The organism is Jejuia sp. G7-7, assembly GCF_055808955.1.
On sequence record NZ_JBVVSZ010000002.1, the window covers coordinates 1334239 to 1356801 of the forward strand.

The 22563-nt window shown below is 33.5% G+C and carries 18 protein-coding genes and 2 pseudogenes; 5 read left to right on the forward strand and 15 right to left on the reverse strand.

What is annotated here, in order from left to right:
- Positions 1–31: 31 nt before the first annotated feature.
- Positions 32–2350 (reverse strand): anion permease, encoded by a 2319-nt coding sequence (locus AC0L5U_RS16430; RefSeq protein WP_473417544.1) that lies wholly within the window; start codon positions 2348–2350, stop codon positions 32–34.
- A gap of 73 nt (positions 2351–2423) precedes the next feature.
- Positions 2424–3614: pseudogene (locus AC0L5U_RS16435) on the reverse strand (porin).
- 399 nt (positions 3615–4013) lie between these two features.
- Here AC0L5U_RS16435 and AC0L5U_RS16440 point away from each other — a divergent pair.
- Complete coding sequence (locus AC0L5U_RS16440) at positions 4014–4340, forward strand: nicotinic acid mononucleotide adenyltransferase (protein ID WP_473417545.1); 327 nt, start codon at positions 4014–4016, stop codon at positions 4338–4340.
- Positions 4341–4406: 66 nt separating this feature from the next.
- Here AC0L5U_RS16440 and AC0L5U_RS16445 read toward each other — a convergent pair whose 3' ends face one another.
- The 3 genes from AC0L5U_RS16445 to AC0L5U_RS16455 all read right to left on the reverse strand — a co-directional run bounded on the left by AC0L5U_RS16445 (position 4407) and on the right by AC0L5U_RS16455 (position 9182).
- Positions 4407–5522, reverse strand: a complete 1116-nt coding sequence (locus AC0L5U_RS16445) for a multidrug transporter (protein WP_473417546.1) — start codon at positions 5520–5522, stop codon at positions 4407–4409.
- A gap of 127 nt (positions 5523–5649) precedes the next feature.
- Positions 5650–8487 (reverse strand): TonB-dependent receptor, encoded by a 2838-nt coding sequence (locus tag AC0L5U_RS16450; protein ID WP_473417547.1) that lies wholly within the window; start codon positions 8485–8487, stop codon positions 5650–5652.
- Positions 8488–8798: 311 nt separating this feature from the next.
- Positions 8799–9182, reverse strand: a complete 384-nt coding sequence (locus AC0L5U_RS16455) for a carboxypeptidase-like regulatory domain-containing protein (RefSeq protein ID WP_473417548.1) — start codon at positions 9180–9182, stop codon at positions 8799–8801.
- 161 nt (positions 9183–9343) lie between these two features.
- On the opposite strand from AC0L5U_RS16455, the gene dgt reads away from it, so the two are divergent.
- The 3 genes from dgt to AC0L5U_RS16470 all read left to right on the forward strand — a co-directional run bounded on the left by dgt (position 9344) and on the right by AC0L5U_RS16470 (position 12600).
- A complete protein-coding gene (dgt, locus tag AC0L5U_RS16460) occupies positions 9344–10684 on the forward strand; it encodes a dGTP triphosphohydrolase (RefSeq protein WP_473417549.1) in 1341 nt (446 codons plus the stop codon).
- Between the two features lie 370 nt (positions 10685–11054).
- Positions 11055–11432: a hypothetical protein gene (locus tag AC0L5U_RS16465; protein ID WP_473417550.1), complete on the forward strand. Its 378-nt coding sequence runs from the start codon at positions 11055–11057 to the stop codon at positions 11430–11432.
- Positions 11377–12600, forward strand: a complete 1224-nt coding sequence (locus AC0L5U_RS16470; RefSeq protein WP_473417551.1) for a T9SS type A sorting domain-containing protein — start codon at positions 11377–11379, stop codon at positions 12598–12600. The genes AC0L5U_RS16465 and AC0L5U_RS16470 overlap by 56 nt, the downstream gene beginning before the upstream one ends.
- Before the next feature lie 194 nt (positions 12601–12794).
- Here AC0L5U_RS16470 and AC0L5U_RS16475 read toward each other — a convergent pair whose 3' ends face one another.
- From AC0L5U_RS16475 to AC0L5U_RS16490, 4 genes are all read right to left on the reverse strand, one after another.
- Positions 12795–13322 carry a glycoside hydrolase family 16 protein gene (locus AC0L5U_RS16475; protein ID WP_473418317.1) on the reverse strand — a complete coding sequence of 176 codons (528 nt, stop codon included), beginning with the start codon at positions 13320–13322 and terminating at the stop codon, positions 12795–12797.
- A 520-nt stretch (positions 13323–13842) separates the two neighbouring features.
- The gene (dxs, locus tag AC0L5U_RS16480) at positions 13843–15597 is read right to left on the reverse strand and encodes a 1-deoxy-D-xylulose-5-phosphate synthase (RefSeq protein WP_473417552.1); all 1755 of its coding nucleotides are present in this window, start codon (positions 15595–15597) and stop codon (positions 13843–13845) included.
- A 22-nt stretch (positions 15598–15619) separates the two neighbouring features.
- Complete coding sequence (locus AC0L5U_RS16485; RefSeq protein WP_473418318.1) at positions 15620–15793, reverse strand: energy transducer TonB; 174 nt, start codon at positions 15791–15793, stop codon at positions 15620–15622.
- Positions 15768–16607 carry a hypothetical protein gene (locus AC0L5U_RS16490; protein WP_473417553.1) on the reverse strand — a complete coding sequence of 280 codons (840 nt, stop codon included), beginning with the start codon at positions 16605–16607 and terminating at the stop codon, positions 15768–15770. Before AC0L5U_RS16490 ends, AC0L5U_RS16485 begins: the two co-directional genes overlap by 26 nt.
- A 69-nt stretch (positions 16608–16676) precedes the next feature.
- Between AC0L5U_RS16490 and AC0L5U_RS16495 the strand changes: the two genes are divergently transcribed.
- On the forward strand, positions 16677–17126 hold the full coding sequence (locus AC0L5U_RS16495; protein ID WP_473417554.1) for a nucleoside deaminase: 450 nt from the start codon (positions 16677–16679) through the stop codon (positions 17124–17126).
- Positions 17127–17386: 260 nt separating this feature from the next.
- Here AC0L5U_RS16495 and AC0L5U_RS16500 read toward each other — a convergent pair whose 3' ends face one another.
- The 6 genes and pseudogenes from AC0L5U_RS16500 to aspS form a co-directional block, all read right to left on the reverse strand.
- Complete coding sequence (locus AC0L5U_RS16500; protein ID WP_473417555.1) at positions 17387–17623, reverse strand: hypothetical protein; 237 nt, start codon at positions 17621–17623, stop codon at positions 17387–17389.
- Between the two features lie 4 nt (positions 17624–17627).
- Positions 17628–18056, reverse strand: a complete 429-nt coding sequence (locus AC0L5U_RS16505; protein ID WP_473417556.1) for a DUF1801 domain-containing protein — start codon at positions 18054–18056, stop codon at positions 17628–17630.
- Between the two features lie 4 nt (positions 18057–18060).
- A pseudogene (locus AC0L5U_RS16510) lies at positions 18061–19840 on the reverse strand (chloride channel protein).
- Between the two features lie 5 nt (positions 19841–19845).
- On the reverse strand, positions 19846–20163 hold the full coding sequence (locus AC0L5U_RS16515) for a DUF6503 family protein (RefSeq protein ID WP_473417557.1): 318 nt from the start codon (positions 20161–20163) through the stop codon (positions 19846–19848).
- Complete coding sequence (locus AC0L5U_RS16520; RefSeq protein ID WP_473417559.1) at positions 20160–20555, reverse strand: DUF6503 family protein; 396 nt, start codon at positions 20553–20555, stop codon at positions 20160–20162. Before AC0L5U_RS16520 ends, AC0L5U_RS16515 begins: the two co-directional genes overlap by 4 nt.
- Positions 20556–20599: 44 nt before the next feature.
- Positions 20600–22354 carry an aspartate--tRNA ligase gene (aspS, locus tag AC0L5U_RS16525; RefSeq protein ID WP_473417560.1) on the reverse strand — a complete coding sequence of 585 codons (1755 nt, stop codon included), beginning with the start codon at positions 22352–22354 and terminating at the stop codon, positions 20600–20602.
- Positions 22355–22563 lie beyond the last annotated feature (209 nt).

The following is a 22563-nucleotide window of genomic DNA, read 5'->3' on the forward strand; positions in this document are numbered from 1 at the left end:
CTGTGCTTTTTTAAATTAGATCAATTGTTCTTTATAAATTTTCTTCTGTTTCTTCTTTATCTATAATAGTATTATCTTCTAAAGAACTATCTACAATTGTAGCTGGTTCTACAGAACTATCATGTGATTGATAATACTCTTCTAAAAGATTCATGGTAGCAGTTAGTAAATCTTTAGTTTCTAACAATAGCCCAAAATAAAGGGTTGTGTTTTTAGGACTAGATTCATCACTTCGCGTGCGCTCCACCTGTTTTTGGATTTTTTCCGATACTAGATTAAATATGTCGCCTTTTCGGTTTAATATGTTACCTATATCTTCAAAGTTTCCAGCTTCAAAAGCATTTCTGGTATCATTAAATAAAAATTCTAGTGCTTGGTCTACTTCCTTTAATTCTTTTATCTGATTAAACTTTAGTTTCTTATGATTGTTATTAACGTGTTTATGGCTAGCTCTTGAGATGTATTCTAAAGATTGTGTCATATCTTGTAAATACCCTAAGATATTAATGTAGAAACTACTAGCACGTAAACTAGTTTCATCCAGATTTTTAATAAAATAGAAGATATTATCACGTAGGTTGTCAACTTCATCAGATAGTTTGTCAACCTGTTTTTTATTCTTTTTTAATAAAGTTAAATCTTGTTTAGATAAACCATTTACTGCATTAGAATAAATTTTATTTCCACGTTTTACAACATTAGAAATATTTCCAGCACTTTCAAGAATAACACCTTGTACAGATCTACTGCCAGTTGTTTTTAAACTATCAGCATCTGGTGTTTTAGTCGATTTGTTTTTATGAGATTTGTAATTTCTGTATAATAAAATTGCAGTTAAAAGCAATAAAATTGGTATCATTACTTTAGGATTCCAACTGATTAAAAATACCACAATTCCTGCAGCAATAAATGCTCCAAGAGCAGTACCAAACCATCCGCCAATTACGTTTAATACACCAGCAACTCTATATACGGCACTTTCTCTTCCCCAAGCTTTATCTGCTAAAGAAGTTCCCATTGCTACCATAAAAGTAACATAAGTTGTAGATAATGGTAATTTCATTGAGGTAGCAATTGCAATTAATACACCAGCTACCATTAAGTTTACAGATGCTCTAATCATATCAAATGCAGGGGCATCTATACTTTGATCTTTGGTTAAAACCACTTCAGGTTTGTCAAAACTCTTAGCAAGCCTATTCTGAACTGATTTTGGGAAAAGAACACCAAAGTAGTTAGATAATTGAGTGGATCCTTTTACAATTGATCTAGATAATAAATTAGGTTCAAATTTTTCATGCGTTTCACCTTGACGCGATAAGCTTAATTCTGTTTCAGCAACTGTTTTTGCTTTTTTAGAAAACCATAGTGTTAATACCATAATAGTACCTGCAATAAAAAGTAATACAGGTTCTGCAGGTACTTTCTTATCTAAAACTTCCATAGACATGGCTACATCCATACCTCCGGAAATCCAAGCTTCATAAGAATGATAAGCTGCCATAGGAACACCAATAAAGTTTACTAAATCGTTTCCAGAAAATGCTAAAGCTAATCCAAATGTACCAACTGCAATTACAACAAGTAGTACGGTTTTTTTAGTTAATTTTTCGAATATAAATGAAAACAATGTCCAGAACACAAAACTTCCTAGAATGGTATATATCTCATTTCCTTCTAATAATCCTTTTAATTCTTTGTAATAAGGAGTGCCTTTAAGTCCTTTTAAAAAGATAAAGTAAGTAATTGCAGTAAGTGCAACACCACCAAAGATGATTCCAAAATTCTTAATTCTTTTTTCGTAATTAAATGTAAAAATAAGTCTAGAAACCCATTGTACAAGTGCACCTACAGAGAAAGCAATAACAACAGACAACAAAATACCTGAGATAATTGTAATAGCCTTTTCTGTGTTTATATAGTTGACTAAATCTGCAAAGGTTTCAGTTTCAGAATGGCTAATTTTAATTAATGACATTACTACAGCAGCTCCCAATAAATTAAACACAATTGAAACAGTTGTTGATGTTGGAAGCCCAAGTGTGTTAAAGAAGTCTAATAGTAAAATGTCGGTAATCATTACAGCCATAAAAATTAGCATAATCTCTCCAAACTCAAATTGTGCTGGAACGAATATACCTTTTCTGGCTACCTCCATCATTCCGCTAGAAAAAACGGCTCCAATAAAAATACCTAAACTAGCAACAATCATTATTGTTCTTAAAGACAATACTTTAGAACCAATTGCAGAATTAAGGAAATTAATAGCATCATTACTTACACCAACAATAATATCAAATACAGCTAGTGTAGTTATTGCAATTAGCATTAATAAATAAATATTATCCATAATTTTTTTAATTAAAATAAGTTTGCAAATATCATTATACTACTTGAGTATAAAGTTACCTAAATGTTATGATTTAAAAATGGAAATCAAATCCTAATCTAAATGTAATATTATCATCGTTACCATCAAGGGATGTATAACTTATATCGCTTTGTACTTTCAATTTGTGTCCATGAACAAACTTATTAAAGCCTAAAGTATATTGTTTTACAGGAAGTGCATTTGTAATTGCTTCATAATCTAAAGTTGTGAACCTACCGGCAATCTCATAATTGCTTTTAAATAAGTATCCAGCTTGTAAGTTTAATGCATTACCTGTTAGCACGATGTCTCCGAGTGGGCGTTACACCATCTGCCTCAAGAGCTATTGGTGCATCAGCAGTACGTTTTGCATACTCACCCATAAATGAAAAACCATTATGCTTATACATAGCATCTACAAATATAGTTGTTTGATCAGTTTCGAAAATAGAACCATCTGTTCTGATCATATAATCGCCAGCAAACCCTCTTTCTCTAACTGCATTTTCATTAAAGTTATAAGTGAATGTTAATGATAGTTTAGGGTTTCTTCTCTTTTTAAATCGGAAGCACTATAATCGCCTTTAGATTTAAAAGCTCCAAATGGTAAAAGTTCTAAACGACCGGTATATTGTAAGCCTCCTTCATTCCCTTCGGTTACATTTCTGCCTTCTCCTTGAGAGAGCGCAACTTTTTCACGTATTAAAAAATTATCTCCTAAATAGAATTTATGACGTAATTGAACACCTATATCACGGTCTAAAGTAAAACGACTGTTAAGTAATGAGCGGTCTATAAGTTGAAGGTTACCTGAAGATATTACACGTTCAACGTTACCTGGTAATTTAGTTTGGCCAGCCCAAAGCTCCCAATTTTTGGCAAAGTGCCACATTAAAACAGCATCAAGAATATAACGTGGTGTATTGCGGTTAAATTGGTTTCCACCAGATAAATCGCGGTTAGAAAGTCCTAACTCAATTTTGTATTTTAATTTCGGGCTATAAGCAAAACCGTCAAACTTTAAACGTGCACGGCGAATAATAAAATTGTGTTCTGCTGGACCATATTGATTGCCATCATGATCCCATGAGGATACGTAACGCATTTGAAACCGAGGCGCAAATTTTATACTAAACGAACTATCTTTTGCAGTAAAATTGATGAGACCTTTTCCAAATGAGGTATCACTAATTTCTTGAGATTTTACTGAGAGTATAGCACTAAAACATAGCGCTAAAAAAATTTAAATTTCATTAGAATTATATTAGTTTTTGTCGAGTGCAAATAACTTACTATTATATGAGTCTAATGTTTCCTTATTGTTAAATTATTTAATAAAAAAAGACTGCCTTGGCCAAAGCAGTCTCATTAGAAATCATGATAATGTAGTCGACAAAAACTAATTGTTATATGAAATACTAATTGGTTTTGTCTTAAGACACTACAAATATCGCCATTTTAAGTAATCTTAATGTAACCTCAATATTAAGTAATCATTAATATTCCAATGTTAAATCTTTAAATATAAATACCTATCTATCAATTGTTTGTGATTTTAATGTTAATTTAATGTTATGTAAATGTTGTGTAAATGTTAGCTATTTTTTATCTTTGGAGTATAATGTTAAAAACCCCCATAATTATGAAGAAGTTATTTTTCGTTTTTGCCTTTTTAATTACTGTGGTATCTTTTGCTCAAGAGCAAAAAAGAGAATTAAAACTTAATAAAGACACAAATTTAATTGATGTTGTTTATTATCATGACAATGGTGTTGTAAGTCAAACAGGATCTTACACAGCAGATGGTAAACTTCAAGGTGTTTGGTTAAGCTTTAACACAGAAGGCAAGAAAACGGTTTCTGCAAATTATGATAATGGAAAAAAGTCGGCAAATGGATTTATTGGATTGACGGAGTTAAAAAGGAAGTCAATTATGAAAATAATGTTGCTTCGCTATAATTTATTTTAGCAAAGTGAAAACACAAAAAAGCATCCTAATATTAGGATGCTTTTTTATGCTTTCAAATCATATTACTTACTTTGTCCAACCTGTTCCCCAAGTTGCAAAATCTGTACCTGTTGCGTTTCCAATCCCTGTCATAAAATCAGCATCAGTAAAAGTTTCGCCTGTATCATTTTTTAACTGAACAGTTACATCAGTAAATGTTACATTGGTAACGTCTAAATCTCCATTAATTACTCCGGTTCCAGTTGGGTTATCACTAGTTGCTCCAACATCTCCATCTAAATCAAAACCTTCAGCAAAACCTTCAATTAATACATTGTCAAAAATACCTTGAGTACCTGCTCTTAATCTAATAGCTTCGTTTCCAGTTGCGGAACCTAAACCTACAATAGTTACATCTTTTACAATTGGCTTAGACCAAAATTTTGGGCTAGATAAATTTCCTATATCAGTATTGTAACCATCACATTCAAATCCTTTGTCATGATCTGCGCCATGCTTTACATAAGCGTTAGTTACTTTCCCTGTAAAACCTTCAGTCCAGTCTATTGAATCATCTTGACAATTCACAACAACAGCATGGTTTACTTCAACGTTACCACCAAAAAACTCAATACCATCATCAGCACCTTCGTAAGCTTGAATGTAATCTACTGTTGTGCCAGCACCAACACCGTAAAAAGAGAACCCGTTGTTTTCAGAAGAGCCATCAGCAGCTCCTCCAGAATATTCAACACGTACATAACGGATAATTCCTGAACTATCAGAAGTTTCAGTACCACCATAAGGTAAACTTCCAATTTCTGAAGTTGCAGTAGCGTTTCCAGTTACAGAGTTAATTGGGGCTTTTCCTAAGATGATTAAACCGCCCCATTGACCTGCTGCAGGATTTGCAGAACCAGAGGTAAGAACAATTGGCTTAGCTGCTGTACCATTAGCAATAATTTTTGCACCTTGAGAGATAGCAATGTAAACATCAGCACCAGTAGCTACTGCTTTAATAGTAACACCTTCTCCAATAATTAAATTTGCACCATTGGTCATAATTACTGGACCACTAATTGTATACGTTTTGTCAGCATCTAGCACTAAATCAGAAGAGTATTCTGCGGCACTAATTGCAATTTCTTCACCAGACCCACCAGTATTTCCACCACCATTGTTGTTAATTACACTCGTTGTCATTAATAATGATATCAGCAGTATCATCAGTTGAACAAGAGTTAAAAAGCAATGCTGTAATTGCTAATCCTAATAATAAATTATTTTTCATCGTTTCTAAATTTATTTTTTATTGTTATTAATGCGTTATTTAAAATTTGTATTTTAATTGTAATCCTATATTCATTCCTTTTTTATAGTCTGATACATCTTTTCCGTTAGGAGACGTTACCACAATATTTCCTTGTGTAGTTTCTCTTATGTAAGTGATATTCGGGTTTAGCAGGTTTTTTGCTGCAAAGTTGATTTCGAAATCTTCACCAATTTTATTTTTAAGAATAAAATCTAATGTTGGAACTCCTTTTTCAATAACATTACCAAGCAGTCCAGAGCCTAAAGCATCAATTCTATCTGAAAAGTATGAGAATGCTAATGTTGCAATAGGTTTGTATGTTTGGAATGAAGTTGGCGAATAACTAATATCTGCATTTACAATTAATGGAGAAGCACCTTGTAATTCTTCTTTGTTTTCAACAAAACTTACATTGAAATTACTTCCAACAATATCGCTGTATAAATCTTGCTCAGTATGCATATAAGTAGCATTTACACCAAATGAAAGTTGAGGTGCATCATTTTCGTCCGTGATGATGTTTTTTCTAAGTTCAGCTTCAATACCGTATATTTGAGCTTTATCTCCAGTTCGAAAGAAACGCTGAGTACCAGTTGCATCAAAAGCCACAACTTGGTTTATAGGGTCTTCAATTTGTTTGTAAAATGCGCTGACTGCTATTAATTCGGATTTAGTTACAAACCATTCATACTTTAAATCAACGTTTAATATTTTTGAGTAAGACACATCTTTTACGTTGGTATAGTTAAAACCATCTTTATGTCCTAATAAATCTGGGTTACCACCAATACGCTGTGATACACTTTCGTAAACAAAAGGTGCAACTTCCTTAAACTCTGGTAATGATATGGTTTGACTCGCAGAAAAACGTAAATTCTGGTCGTCGTTTAAAGCGTGTTTTATACTTATACTTGGCAAAAGTAACACATCAGATGCGCTAATATTGTCATTACCATTAACACCAAGGTTAATTACATCGTATTCTATAAATTGATTGAAAGACTCTAATCTCACACCAGGAATAACCAACCATTTTTCACTTAGATTAATTTCAGCATTTAAATAACCAGCATATATATCTAGTTTACCTTTATAGGTATTTTCGTCTAACCCAGGTCTGTTTGTATTACCAAGATTTGGGTAAGGTTTAATCACTTTAATCTCGTAAGTGCCTTGGTTGTTTGTTAAATTTAAATTATCTAAAGTGAAGAAGCTATTTAAATCGTTAACATCTGCAATACCGCTATTGTCAATAATATCATACCCGTATCTTACATTGTTAAAGCGACGTTCTTTAGATCTCGCATTATAACCAACATTAAGTTTAATGTTTTCGTTTGCTTTAAAAGCAAGGTTTAAACGTCCGTTTAGTTCCTCATCTTGAATATCTTGAAAATAACGTTGGTTATCAAAATCTACGTTACTATAGAATATAGGATTTGTGGTAGGATCATTATCTAAGGCAAAATGATAGTTTTCAAAACTTAAACGCTTTCTGTCAGGTTCATGAGCATTTACAAAGTTGTGCCCAAAACCCCAATCAAGGTCAATTTTATCAAATTTATGCTTTCCTGTAAGTTGGTTTACATAAATAAGGTTTTCATTAAATTGAATATTTTGTTGAAAGAATCCTTCATCTGTATTCGCGATAGCATCTCTATTGCGACCTTTTCCATCGATACCGAAATAGCCAACCTTATCTGAGGAACTATTTACGAATAAGGAATTGAATTTTAATGTACTGTTATTATCTATCTTATAAATAATAGATGCCATTGCGGTTGTAGTAGTACCATATTCAAATTCTTCAGCATCTTCAAAAGCTTTTTTCTCAACGTTAGTATAATCTACGTTAGAACCTCTTCGGTATTGATAATCATTTTCAAAAGAACCTGTAGCGTAAAAGCTAAGTTTAGCACCATTTTCAAATTTGAAAGATTTACCAAAAGCACCACCAAAACTTGTGTTAATTGGCGTTCCAGCATCAACAGGGTCAAATCCATGTGATAAAATAACAGCAAAAGGGTCGTGTGCGTATCTATTGTAGAATCCAAAGTGACCAGTACCCTCACTTCTTACAAAATCTTTTCCAATGGCATTTGTGTTAAATGAAGACCCTACACCAAAATCGAAGAATCCATTACCTTTATAATCTTTAGAGGAAATATCAACGTTTCCAGCAGCAAAATCTGCGTAATATTTAGAAGAATAGGCTTTACTTATAGATACGTTTTCAATAACATCAGATGAAAACAAGTTAAGATCAATATTCTTTTTGCTAACATCATTAGAAGGTAATGATAACCCATTCATAGTAGTATTCAAATAGCGATCGCCTAAACCACGAACGTAAACATTACTAGAGCCTTCCTGTTTTGAAACTCCCGAAATTTTTGCAACTGCACCAGCAGCATCACTAATACCTTTTTTGGCTAATTCTACAGCGCCAATACTTTGCTTAATTTCAACAGCTTTCTTTTGTTCTAATAGTAATGCGGTTTCACTTTCACGTTTAGTAGTCGTGGTAATAACAACTTCATCAAGAGAGGCAGCACTTGCACTCATAGCCACATTAACTTCAGCTACTTGTCCTGCAATAATAGTAACAGCAATTTCTTGAGTTTCATAACCTACAAAACTAAACATTAAGGTGTAGGTTCCTGCATCTAAATCTGTAAGTTCATATAACCCATCAAAGTCTGATGTTGTACCTTTAGTTGTGCCTTTAATTAATACGTTAGCAAACGCTAAAGGCTCATTATTATATTCTTTGTCTGTCAATTTCCCTTTAACAGAACCAGTTTGTGCATGAAGTACAACTGATGTAAAGAGTAATAATAGTAAAATATGTTTCATTATTTATCTTAATTTCTCGGTGCAAAGAAACTACTAGATTGTAAAGAATGTGTTATGGGACGATTAAAGAACTGTAATAAAAGTGTTAGGTTAATGTTACTTATTTTATACTATTTTTTATAAGTGGTTACATTAATTTAACATTAGAAAATTATGTGTTTGAGCATCAGTCCATATAGTATTGATAAATCAAGATTAGAGACTTGTTATTTATTTTAGTTCATAAAAAAAGCTTTCACATTTATAGTGAAAGCTTTTTTTACTATCGTTATTACAGCTTACCAAGCTATAATAATAGCTAACTAACTAAACTAATTATTTGTAATAGTGCTTGATTTTACATCAGCACTAGCTATTGTAGACATTAAGTCTTCTAAAGATATTGTACTTGCTTCTAAAACTATCTTAGTAGAGGCTATTTTGTTTGAAGCAACCTTTATTTTTGTTTCTTTAGTTTGGTAACCTGTAAAACTACTTACTAAAGTATATTCCCCATTGTTTAAATTTTCAAACTTAAAAACACCTTTTTCATCAGATAAAACTTCAGCACCAGTTTCTTTGATAGAAATTTTAGCAAATATTAAAGGTTGGTTATTAGATTCGTAATCTAATAAGCTTCCATTTATAGAACCTGAATCCTGAGCATATGATAATGCGGAAATAAAAAAGAGAGCTATGTATGTAATATGTTTCATGTGTTATTCTTAAATACACAACAAAAATACATCTGGAAGCCATAATTTTGTGTTACCAAATTATTAAACAACTATGATTAAAATGTTATCCTAATGTTAAGAGATTTTACAATACATTTTTTAATGAATTTACTATCTTGCTCCTGCTTTAAACAAATACCATGAACTGGGAACAACTACTCTCCTTAAAACGCTTTGGCGATACCAATAAACGACTCAGAAAAGAACAAGACGAAACCCGTTTAGGCTTTGATGTGGATTACGATCGTATTATATTTTCATCTGAATTTAGAAGTCTGCAAGACAAAACACAAGTTATTCCGCTATCACAAACCGATTTTGTACACACCCGCTTAACCCACAGTTTAGAAGTAAGCGTTGTTGGGCGGTCTTTGGGTAGAAAAGTAGGGCAGAAAATACTAGAAAAACATCCGCATTTACAAAATGTACACGGGTATCAAGCCAACGATTTTGGAGCCATAGTTGCCACAGCAGCTTTAGCGCACGATATAGGGAATCCACCATTCGGACATTCAGGAGAAAAATCAATAGGCGAATTTTTTAAATCTGGAGAAGGGAAAAAATATAAAACCGAATTATCGGATAAACAATATCAAGACCTTTGTGATTTTGAAGGCAACGCAAACGGTTTTAAAATCTTAACTCAAAGTAGGGCTGGGCGAGAAGGCGGATTACGTTTAAGTTACGCAACTCTAGGCGCCTTCACAAAATACCCAAAGGAATCATTACCTAAAAAACCAACAAAGCATATAGCCGACAAAAAATATGGATTTTTCCAAACAGAAAAAGAAGCCTTTATTAATGTTGCCAACGAGCTAGGATTACAAAAACGTAGTGAAAAAGACACCAGTTATTCCCGCCATCCATTAGCATATCTTGTGGAAGCAGCCGATGATATTTGTTACACCATTATAGATTTTGAAGATGGTATCAATCTCGGTCTCATTCAAGAAGAATTTGCACTCGAATATCTTTCAAAAGTTATCAGAGAGAACATCATACCCGAGAATTATTATGCACTTTCGAATAAAGAAGACCGCATTGGGTACCTACGCGCACTCGCCATTGGCGCATTAATTAATGATGCCGTAGATATTTTCATGAAGTATGAAGATGATATTTTAAGCGATAAATTTAATTGTGCCCTTTTAGATAAAAGTAAGTACGATGCGCAAATAAAGGATATTATTAAAATAAGTGTCGAAAACATTTACCAATCCGAAGAAGTTATCGATAAAGAAATCGCTGGCTACCAAATCATTAATAAATTATTGAGTGTCTACACAGCCGCCGTAAACAACAACTTTCATGGTAACGCATCTAACTACAACGCCTTAATTTTAAAACGTTTACCTGAAACCATCAATTTTAACGATGCCGATTTATACCAGCGCTTACTTGCAGTTTGCCATTACGTATCGTTACTTTCCGATAGTAAAGCCATCCAGAATTTTAAGAAGATTGAAGGCGTTACGTTTTAAGAAGAAGTCATTTTGAGTGATTTAATTATTATCTAAATTGAATCAAGAATTTTGGAGTTGCCTAATGAGATGTAATCTTAAGGTATTAATACTCTTAAGAAAAGAGTAATGGATAGTCTAAAATGATCTTGCTTAGTTATATAAAGCATAAATTAAAAGTGTTTATAAATGACAGTAAATTCACTATTGTTTAAAATTAATTCGTACATTTATTGTTTGTAATAAATATCTTATACTTTACTTATTATATAGGATATTTAAATTTATTTAAGGATTAATATCAACCATTTATACCCAAATCTATATGAACACTTTTACTTTTAAACCTTTTACATTAATTTTTTCTCAAGTGAATTTTTATTCCAAAGAGATGCTTGAATGTTTACACATTAATATTTCTAAGTCATTAGCGTTGTTGCTCTTTTTGATAAGTATCGCTATTACCCATGCTCAATCACATACTTTCACAAGTTTTGATGCGGGTACACTTACAAGCGGAACATCGGGAGTATCTGTTCCAATTACTACAACTGGGGTAACAGGAGATTATCTAATCTACCAAGTCTCAGCAGATTTTGCAGGAACAGGAAATACAGCTTGGTCTAGCACCATTGAAATGGAATTAAATAATGGAGGCAGCGACATATTTAAAAACGTTGGTAAAGCAACTTCTGGAGCAATGGATAACGGGAATGCCACAACGTTGCGAGTGGACTGGGATATTAAACAAAAAATATGTTGGAGGTAATAATTTAACAATACGCTTTTTTGATTCGTTTCATGATGCCTCAGGACCGTACACTTCTAATATAACCAATGTCGTCATTACTATTTCTCAGGCAGACTCTCATATTTTCACAAGCTTTGACGCTGGTACCCTTACAAGCGGAACCTCAGGAGTATCTGTTCCAATTACTACAACTGGGGTAACAGGAGATTATTTAATTTACCAAGTCTCAGCAGATTTTGTAGGAACAGGAAATACAGCTTGGTCAAATAGTATTGAATTGGAATTAAATGATGGGAGTGGTAATACATTTAAAGATCTTAGTGAAGCAACCTCTGGGTCAATGAATAACGGGAATGCTACAACATTATATTGGACAGGGGTATTAAACACAAAATATGTAGGTGGCGATGATTTAACTGCGCGCTTTTTTGATTCGTTTCATGATGGCTCAGGGCCATATACCTCTAATATAACCAATGTAGTAATTACTATTTCAAAAGTAAACCCTCAATCTTTTTCAAGTTTTGATGCAGGTACGCTTACAAGCGGAACCTCAGGAGTATCTGTACCATTAACAACAACAGGTATTATGGGAGATTATTTAATCTACCAAGTCTCAGCAGATTTTGTAGGAACAGGAAATACAGCCTGGTCAAGCACTATTGAATTAGAATTAAATGATGGGGGTAGCGATATATTAAAAAGCCTTAGTAAAGCCACTTTTGGGGCAATGGATAATGGTAATGCAACAACTCTAAACTGGGTAGGTGTTTTAAATAAAAAATATGTAGGGGGTAGTAATTTAACAGCACGTTTTTTTGATTCGTTTCATGATGGCTCGGGTCCTTATACCTCAAACATAACCAATGTAAACATAAACATAGCGAATTTTGAAAGTTCAACCTTAAACGTTACTTCTGTGGACAGTAACACTAACTTTACAATGTATCCTATTCCATTTGAAGAAGAGTTGTTTATTAATTATTCTTTTGATTATCAAACCGATGTTGCCATTCAATTATATGATCTTAAAGGCACATTAATTAAAAGTATTGTAAATAAAAATTATGCAAGTGGTTCTCAATCTACCACAAAACTCAATTTAACAAACCGTAGTAAACAAATGTTATTTGTAAAGCTTATTACTAATAAAGGCGTTAGAGTTAAAAAAGTAGTTTCTAATTAAATTCGGTCTTAAATAAAAATTTGGGCGTTCCCCTCCTAAGGTCGGGTCGGGCTTTCGGCAGTCGCTCCCTCCTGCGTCGGGGAGCTTCAACAAATACCTCAATCCCTAACGCGGGGTGTGTTTGCTGGGGTTTTTTTTCAAGATTCAAGTATGTTTTTTATGAAGTAAAAAAGAATGCTAGGAATACCTCAAAATTACTGATACACCCTAACATAATCCACAACCATAGCACCTTCAATAAAAGACGAATCAATTTTAGGTTCAATGGCAATATTTAGTAGTAAATATTGATCGGTTGTAAATGGCCATGTATCCTTTGTTTTGGTTTTTGGGTTGTAAGTATAATGTGTAATACCATCAACACTAAATGTAATACTTTCTTCAGTCCATTCCGAAGCATACACATGAAATTCGTTAGAGACATTCTCTGTAGTTCTACCGCCTAAGTTTTTAACCAAATCGCCATAACTAGCACCTGTATGTAGTGCACTTTGCACAAGATTTTGCTTACTGCCCCAATGTTCCATAATGTCAATCTCTCCACAATTGGGCCAACTAGAGCTTCCAAAACCTTGAGTTTCCCAATACGCCCCTTTTTCATTAATGGTTTTATTGAGCATCCAAATGGCAGGCCATGTACCAATGCCTGTTGGTAATTTTGCCCTAACCTCAATGCGACCATAGGTAATGCAAATTTTGAGTTTAATCTCGCTGAGGTATATGCTTTGGTTTGCCCTTGGTCTTCAAAGGTTTCTTTTTTTGCTACAATATGTAAAAACCCATCTTTTACAAATGAATTATCAACTCTATTGGTGTAATGCTGAACTTCATTATTATACCAACTCCCATGGGGTGGAAGTTTAGTTTGATGAAACCATTTCGTTGTATCAATAGCACCATTATCCACAAACTCATCAGACCAAACAAGTGAGTCGAATTCGGAATTTATGTTGGTGTTTTCAATGGCAGTAGCTTCAGTTGAATTAAAAACTTGAAATACTAGGAATGTTAAAGCAACAATAATAAGAGCAATTATAAAAATCCGTTTTTTCATAGTATGAAGATAAGCATTTTAGTTATTTAATTGGTTCTCCATATACTGCTCTTGTGTTGTAGTACTTGAACTGACATAAGATAAATTAATATTCGATATTACTTCAAGTGATTTTTTCGAAACGCAGATAAGGAAAAATTGTATCGAGAAGCCACATGGGATTAAATTCACTATTTATATCAAAAACCTTATAAAAATTCTTCAAAGGTTTTCTTTAATTTTTCAGGATTTAACCCAGCCAATTTTTGCAATTCCTCAACACTCCCATGTTCCACAAAAGCATCAGCAATACCTAAGGTTTTAATGGTGTTTTTATAATTATGTTCTGAAGAAAATTCTAAAACAGCACTTCCAAACCCACCTTTAATACTATTATCTTCAATAGTTACAATCGTTTTGTAGGTTTCAAAAATAGTATGCAATAGTTTTTCATCTAAAGGTTTTACAAAACGCATATCGTAATGCGACACATCCAAATCCTCAATAGCTTCCGAAACATTTTTTGCAATTGCACCAATACTTAATATTGCAAGGTTGTTTCCTTTTTTAAGTTGTACTGCTTTTCCAATGTCTAGTTTAGAAAAAGGCTGTTTCCAATCTAAAGTAACACCTCTACCTCTCGGATAGCGAATGGCGATAGGTTGCTCTAAACCTAATTGTGCGGTGTACATGATATTGCGCAATTCAATTTCATTTCGTGGTGCAAAAATGATGAGGTTTGGGATACAACTTAAATAACTTAAATCAAAAACCCCATGATGTGTTGCACCATCTTCTCCCACTAAACCAGATCGGTCTAAACAAAAAATAACAGGTAGTTTTTGTAGCGCCACATCATGAATTATTTGGTCGTAAGCACGTTGTAAAAACGTTGAGTAAATATTACAAAAAGGCACTAAACCTTGTGTTGCCATACCTGCAGCTAATGTAACGGCATGTTGTTCGGCAATGCCAACATCAAAAGCACGCTCTGGAATTTCATTCATCATATATTTTAACGAACTTCCTGTTGGCATCGCAGGAGTAATACCCACAATGTTTTTATTTAGTTTGGCGAGTTCAACAATGGTATGTCCAAAAATATCTTGATATTTTGGGGGCTGTACTTTATTGGATTTTACAGCCAAATCTCCAGTTTTGGCATCAAATTTCCCAGGAGCATGGTATTTTACTTGGTCGTCTTCAGCTTGTTTTAAGCCTTTGCCTTTTGTAGTTATGATGTGCAATAACTTTGGGCCTTTAACGGTTTTTAAACGTTCTAATTCTGAAATAACCGTATGTATATCATGACCATCAATAGGCCCTGAATAGTCAAAGTTTAAGGCTTCAATAATATTATTTCGTTTTTGAGTCCCTTTTTTAACATTGGTTAAGTATTGTTTTAATGCGCCAACGCTCGGGTCGATGCCAATAGCGTTATCATTTAAAACTACTAATAGATTGGCATCTGTTACACCAGCGTGATTTAAACCTTCAAATGCCATCCCACTAGCTATGGAAGCGTCTCCAATTACTGCAATGTGGTGTTTGTTTTCTCCTTTTAATTTCGAAGCAATTGCCATTCCTAATGCTGCCGAAATGGAGGTTGAGGAATGTCCAACACCAAATGCATCAAATTCACTTTCGCTTCGTTTTGGGAAACCGCTTATGCCGCCCAATTGCCTGTTGGTGTGAAAATTATCTTTTCTACCTGTTAATATTTTATGTCCGTAAGCTTGATGACCAACATCCCAAATTAACAAGTCTTCTGGGGTGTTAAATACGTAATGTAGTGCAATTGTTAATTCTACAACGCCCAAACTTGCACCTAAATGCCCTTCTTTGGTCGCTACAATATTGATAATGAATTCACGTAATTCTTGAGCAAGTTGAGGTAGGTCTTTTTGGTTTAAAAGACGGAGTTCTTTGGGTGTATTTATATGTTGTAAAAGGCTTTCTTGCACGAAACAAAAGTACAAGAATTTATTATTCTTCTGCTTGGAAAATAATTGGTAAAGTATAAATCATATTTATAGGTTTTCCTTTTTGTTTTGCAGGAATAAATTGTGGTAGAAGTTTCAAAACTCGCTTTGCTTCTTTTTCGATTAATGGATGCGGTGCTCTAACTTTTATGTCAGTAATTTTTCCTTTTGTATCTATTTTGAATTGAGTGTTTACTCTCTGTCTTCCTTTTTAAATTGGAGTAAATATTTGTATTGAAGTTTTTAGTTACAACTTCTGATATTCCTTTTGAAAAGTATTTTCTCTTTTCTGATTTTGTTAAGTGTATTGGTGTGTTTTTAAATTCTGGGGGAGTTTCAACAGAAATGAAACCAACTACTAAAGGTACATCGTTACCTTCTTTTTTTGGACTAGGACACCATGGAGGTCCAATAATATCTAATGAATCTATATTGACTTCAGGTTCTTGAATTTCTATGTCTCCAACAATTTCTATAATCATTTCGCCATCAGTATGAATTTCTTCAATTATGTTTTTCTCAGATTTATCTTTTGAAGATGAACAGGTTTTTTCTGGAATAGCATCTGTTTTTTCTATTCTAGGTAAACCACTTGTAATATTAATAACCTTATTTTGATTTAAAGTGTCAATCACTTCTATACTATCTATTTTTTGTGAAGTGCCATTTTTATGAGTGCAATTAAAAAGCGTAGTGCCCATTGTAATTAACAAAACAAGTAAGAATAACTTATGAAAGTTATAATGTTGTTCCAAAACTTTGGATGGCACATGTAAATTAATACTATTTAACTGTGTTTGCTTAAAATGACCGCAGATATTATTCTGTCTGTTTTCATGAATAAAATCTTGAATAGCGTTTGTATTCATTTTGGTAAAATCTATCACAGTTTTTGAGCAAGAACTACAAAATTTACCTTTTTCGCGCTGCGACATTGTATTCCAATCTTCATGACATGGTTTTGGAATTGAAATTGAATAGTATGTTTTCATGGGTTAATAGCTTTCCATTAACTTATCAAACTTCTTGCCGAAGTAATTTGAAATTGTATTTTTGTGACTATGATAGAACCTTTTGACGATGTCTATTTTATGAAAAAAGCGTTTCAGGAAGCTGAATATGCTTTTGAAAAAGGAGAAATTCCTGTGGGTGCTGTAATTGTTATTGATAACAGAATTATTGCTCGCGGACATAATTTAACCGAAACTCTAACCGACGTTACCGCACATGCAGAAATGCAAACCATTACCGCTGCTGCTAATTTTTTAGGAGGTAAATATCTTAAGGATTGTACCTTGTATGTTACTTTAGAACCTTGTCAAATGTGTGCTGGGGCTTTATATTGGAGTCAGATTTCTAGAATAGTCTATGGTGCTAGGGATGTTGAACGTGGTTGCATCAATTTGAAAACGAAGTTACATCCTAAGACTAAGATTGAGGGTGGTGTTATGGGGGATGAAGCTGGGGATTTGTTGAAGCGTTTTTTTATTTTGAGGCGTAATTTGAATTAAGTTCTATTTTCAACCCTTCCGTCTTTCAATTCTAGGGAATTGAAATCCACCTTCCCTTAATAAGGGAAGGAATTATTAACTTTTTAAAGTTTGTGCCAGCTTTTTCGAGATAGGGTCTATTTAAACATACCACTCATTTGCTAATGAGTACTACCTACAGCGGACTGACCCCGCGTTAGGGATTGCAGAGGAAAGCCCACAGCGAAGTACGAGCGAGGACTTGGAACGGAAAGCCCAACCTTTGTGGTAACGCCCAAATATTAATACTTTTTACTATGTTGATTTTCTCTCATTTTATCTAAATTTTCTTTTGTGAGCATGTAGTCTTTTGGGTCTTTATCTTTCCAACGGTAATAAGAAAACAACGGAAAAACGACTAAGAAAAGTAATGCTACACCAGAGCCAATTAACTTTTGTGAATTTTCAGAAGTGATTGTTAATCCTGCGATGATTAACCCTGCTGATGCTAAAAATAGAACTAGAATGAGGTATTTCATGTGTTTATATGCCTAAAGTTGGTAGGTGTTTTACTTTGTGATAGGTTAGGGCTGCTTTAATACAATTTTTTAGTGCTGCTTTTGGGATTTCGTCTTCTAAATTAAAGACTATGGCACGTGTACCTTCAAATTTAAAAATGTCTTTGTAAATTACTTTAAATGTGGTAACTAATTTGCTAGTACATTTAAAGTACATGGCATATTGTGTTTTTACTTTAGATTTCCAATTAATGCGTAATGTACTGCCAATTTTTGTGATGTAACTTGGTTCACCCCATTTTAGGGTTTCTTCGAGGTGTGAAACGTTTTCTAGTTCTGCAGCAGTTTCTATAACTAGTGTTCTGAGATATAGCAATTTTTCTTTGATATCTTCTGGGTAGTTATTGAAAACTACGTCTACTTTTGGGTCTGTAGTTACCTCAAGGTTTTTCATTTATTTACTGCGTTACATTGATTAATTGGCGTCTATAAGCGGTAAGTAGCTTAGATTTAGAGATGTAACCATAGTATTTTCCATTTTTGATGACTGGTAAATTCCATGCGCCGCTAGTTTTAAATTTTTTCATGATGTCGTTCATAGAATCCTCATCATAATTGATAATTCCATGATCAGCATGCATTAAACTTTCAACATCTACTTTATCGTAAAGTTCGGTATTAAACATCATATGGCGTATGTCATCTAAACGGATAACACCCAAAAATTCATGTTTTTTATTTACCACAGGGAAGTGGTTTCGTGATGATTTTGCCACAGCGTTTTCTAGTACCTCTCGAAGTTTCATTTCTGGTGTTAAGATGATAAAATTTGTTTCAATCACTTTATCTATTTCCAACATCATTAGTACATTTTTATCTTTGTCATGTGTGATTAACTCACCGCGTTCTGCTAATTTTAATGTGTAAATAGAATGCGAAATGAAATATTTTGTTATGGAAAATGATATTGCGGCAACCAGCATTAAGGGTACAAATAATTCGTAACCACCTGTAATTTCGGCTATTAAGAAAATTGCAGTAAGTGGTGCATGTAATACTCCTGCCATTAAGCCCGTCATCCCAATTAAAGTAAAATTAGATTCTGAAACATGAAAATCCAAGCCTAAATTATTGATTATTTTGGCAAAGGCATTTCCTAAAGCACTACCCATAACCAATGTTGGAATAAAAACACCACCAACACCACCAGCACCAAATGTGGTAGTCATAGCTATGGCTTTAAAAATAGCAATGCCTAAAAGTAAGATGATAACAATCCAAATGTTTTCTAAATCTAAATTGAATGGCGTGTTGCCAATGGCTGCTAAATGGTCGCCTTTTAAAAGATTATTCATAATGCCGTAACCTTCCCCATAAAGTGGTGGAATTATAAAAAGCATAGTGCCAATGGCTAAACCTCCAATTAATAAACGTTTTGCACGACTTTCAAAACGTTTAAAAAATTGGTAATTCCAAAAACACTTTTGAAAAATATACCGACATTAAACCAGTAACAATACCTAGAACGGTGTAAAAACCAATGTCATTTATTTGAAATTTATCTATGAGTTCAAATCGCAATAAAACATCTGTTCCTAAGAAAAAATATGAAGTTATAACTGCTGAAACTGATGCTAATAAAAGTGGTACAAGTGAAGCAAAAGCTATGTCTAAACTAAAAATTTCTATGGCAAAAATAATAGCCGCAATTGGTGCTTTAAACATAGATGCCATAGCGCCTGCAGCAGCACAACCTATAAGTAGCATCCTTGTTTTAGTATTCATATGAAATAATCTAGCCGCATTAGATCCTAATGCAGCACCAACGCTTACCGCTGGTCCTTGTAGTCCCACCGAACCACCAAAACCAACGGTTAAAGGCGCAGTAATTAAAGCTGCATAGATATTATATCTTGGAATAATACCGTTAAGTTTTGAAATTGCATGGAGTGTTGTAGAAATACCATGGCCAATGTGTTTTTTTAACCATGTTTGTTTGATGATGTAAACAAGTAATAAACCAATTATTGGAAGTACAAAATAGAGCGATGTTTGATAATCTTTAAATACATAATCTCCAAAAAGTGAGCGAATGGTATGAGTTAAGTTTTTTAACATTACCGTACCCATTCCTGCTAGAAAACCAACGAGAATACTAAGCATGTATATAAATTGCCGTTCGGAAATATGCTTGTATTTCCAAATTAAAAATTTACGAAGTATTTTTTTAAAACCCATATGTTTTATTTCGATGGTTTTAAGATGTCGATGCCTAAATGCTTATTATCTTTATTGACATACCAAGCTCTGTTTTTTGGCATTTTTATGCCATTGATGGTTTCTTCTTCAGTTAATAAAATGTATTCGCCATCGTTTTTTGATTCATCATGAAAAAACTGATAGATTTCCATGGTGTAAGTATCTTTATTGAAATAAAAGTACCAAATATCTTTGCCAACAGCTTCATTGTAGGTTGCTTTTAAAACCCAATAGTCTTTTCCTTTGAAGGTTTTAGTTTCAACTTTATCGTGAATTATGGTACCCGGGTCTTTTAATTTCATAGGTAAACCATATAAATAAGTGTAATAATTTTGAAATAGTTTGGCTCTTTTTTGGAAAGTCGGTATTTTTCTAAAATGTCTTTTGAAAGGTTTTTGTCGCCATTGAAAATTATAGTAATACTATCTTTATTGATGATATATTCTGAAGTATTATCGTCTATAATTGATTTAACTGAAAAGAATTCATTAGGTAAATCAATTGAAATCTCGCTATCTCTATTTGGTTTCTCAGGAATTTCCATGGTTATGGATAAATTGCCTTTAAAGGTGTCCCAGTTTCCATTTGGGTCGTGGTATTGGATTGCTTTTTCTAGTAATTGCTTTCCAGCCAATATTTGGCAAAAGGAAAGTGTTGAAAACATCAATACAAATACTAGAAATACATTTTTCATAAACTAAAAGTAACAAAAAATCCCGCATTAGCGGGATTTGATTTTTATGATTTTAAATTAAGTTTTAGGCTTAATTCTGTTAATTGCTCATCATCAATTGGAGCAGGAGCGTCTATCATCACATCTCGACCCGAATTGTTTTTAGGGAATGCAATAAAATCACGAATGGTTTCTTGTCCGCCTAAAATAGCAACTAGTCTATCCAATCCAAATGCTAAACCACCGTGAGGTGGTGCGCCGTACTGGAATGCATCCATTAAGAAACCAAACTGAGCTTTGGCTTCTTCAGGTGTGAACCCTAAATAATCGAACATTAAGGATTGTGTTTCTTTGTCATGAATCCTTATAGAACCTCCACCAATTTCATTACCATTTAATACTAAATCGTACGCATTTGCTTTTACAGCGCCAGGGTCTGATTTTAATAATTCTAATTGTCCAGGTTTTGGAGCGGTAAATGGGTGGTGCATGGCGTGGTAACGCTCTGTATCCTCATCCCATTCTAATAAAGGAAAATCCATAACCCAAAGTGGTGCAAATTCGTCTGGTTTACGTAAACCTAAACGTTCTGCTAATTCCATTCGCAAGGCACTTAATTGCGCTCTTACTTTGTTTTTATCGCCAGAAAGCACACAAACTAAATCGCCTGCTTTTGCACCTGTAACTTCTGCCCATTTTGCTAAATCGTCTTGGTCGTAGAATTTATCTACTGAAGATTTGAAAGAGCCATCATCATTACAACGCGAATACACCATGCCTAAGGCTCCAACTTGCGGGCGCTTTATCCAAGAAATTAATTTGTCAATGTCTTTTCTTGTAAAAGTATTTCCGCCAGGAACAGCAATACCAACTACTAATTCAGCCGAATTAAATACATTAAAATCTTTATGTTGAGCAACTCCGTTTAGTTCTCCAAACTGCATTCCAAAACGAATATCTGGTTTATCATTTCCATATAAACGCATGGCATCATCGTATAGTAGTCGCGGGAATTTATCGACTTCAACACCATTTACTTCTTTTAGTAAATGACGTGTTAATCCTTCAAAAGCATTAAGTATATCTTCTTGTTCGATAAACGCCATTTCACAATCTATTTGTGTGAATTCTGGTTGTCTGTCAGCTCGTAAATCTTCATCTCTAAAACATTTTACAATCTGGAAATATTTATCCATACCACCAACCATCAACAATTGTTTAAAGGTTTGTGGCGATTGTGGTAATGCGTAAAACTGCCCTTCATTCATTCTTGAAGGCACTACAAAATCACGCGCACCTTCAGGAGTAGATTTAATTAAATAAGGCGTTTCAACCTCTATAAATCCTTCTTTTGAAAGATAGTTTCTTACTTCTTGAGTAACTTTATGTCTAAAAATTAAACTGTTTTTTACAGGATTTCGGCGAATATCTAAATAGCGATATTTCATTCTTAAATCTTCTCCACCATCAGTTTTGTCTTCAATAGTAAAAGGTGGTAATAAAGCTTCATTCAAAATATTTAATTCTGAAACTAAAATTTCAATATCTCCAGTTGGGATGTTTACATTTTTTGAAGCACGCTCAATTACTTTCCCTTTAACTTGAATTACAAATTCTCTACCTAAGTTTTGAGCTTGTTGAATTAAATCATTAGAAGTGCGCTCTTCGTCAAAAACCAATTGTGTAATGCCGTAACGGTCTCTTAAATCTACCCAAACAATAAAACCTTTATCTCTAGATTTTTGTACCCACCCTGCAAGAGTAACTTCTGTATTAATATGTGCAGCTCTTAATTCGCCGCAATTATGACTTCTATACATTATCGTGAAAATTGAGGTGCAAATTTACATAAGATATATGATTATATATGTATTTGAAGCTTGAATTTAGGGTGCTATTTTGAGAAATTGAGTAGGTATGAGTTTCCACTCTACTAAGAGGGGAGTAAGGGGTGTATTATTTGTTACCACAATGGATTAATTTTTACACCTCCCTTAATCCTTCCTTGCTAGGAGGGAAACTGTTACTT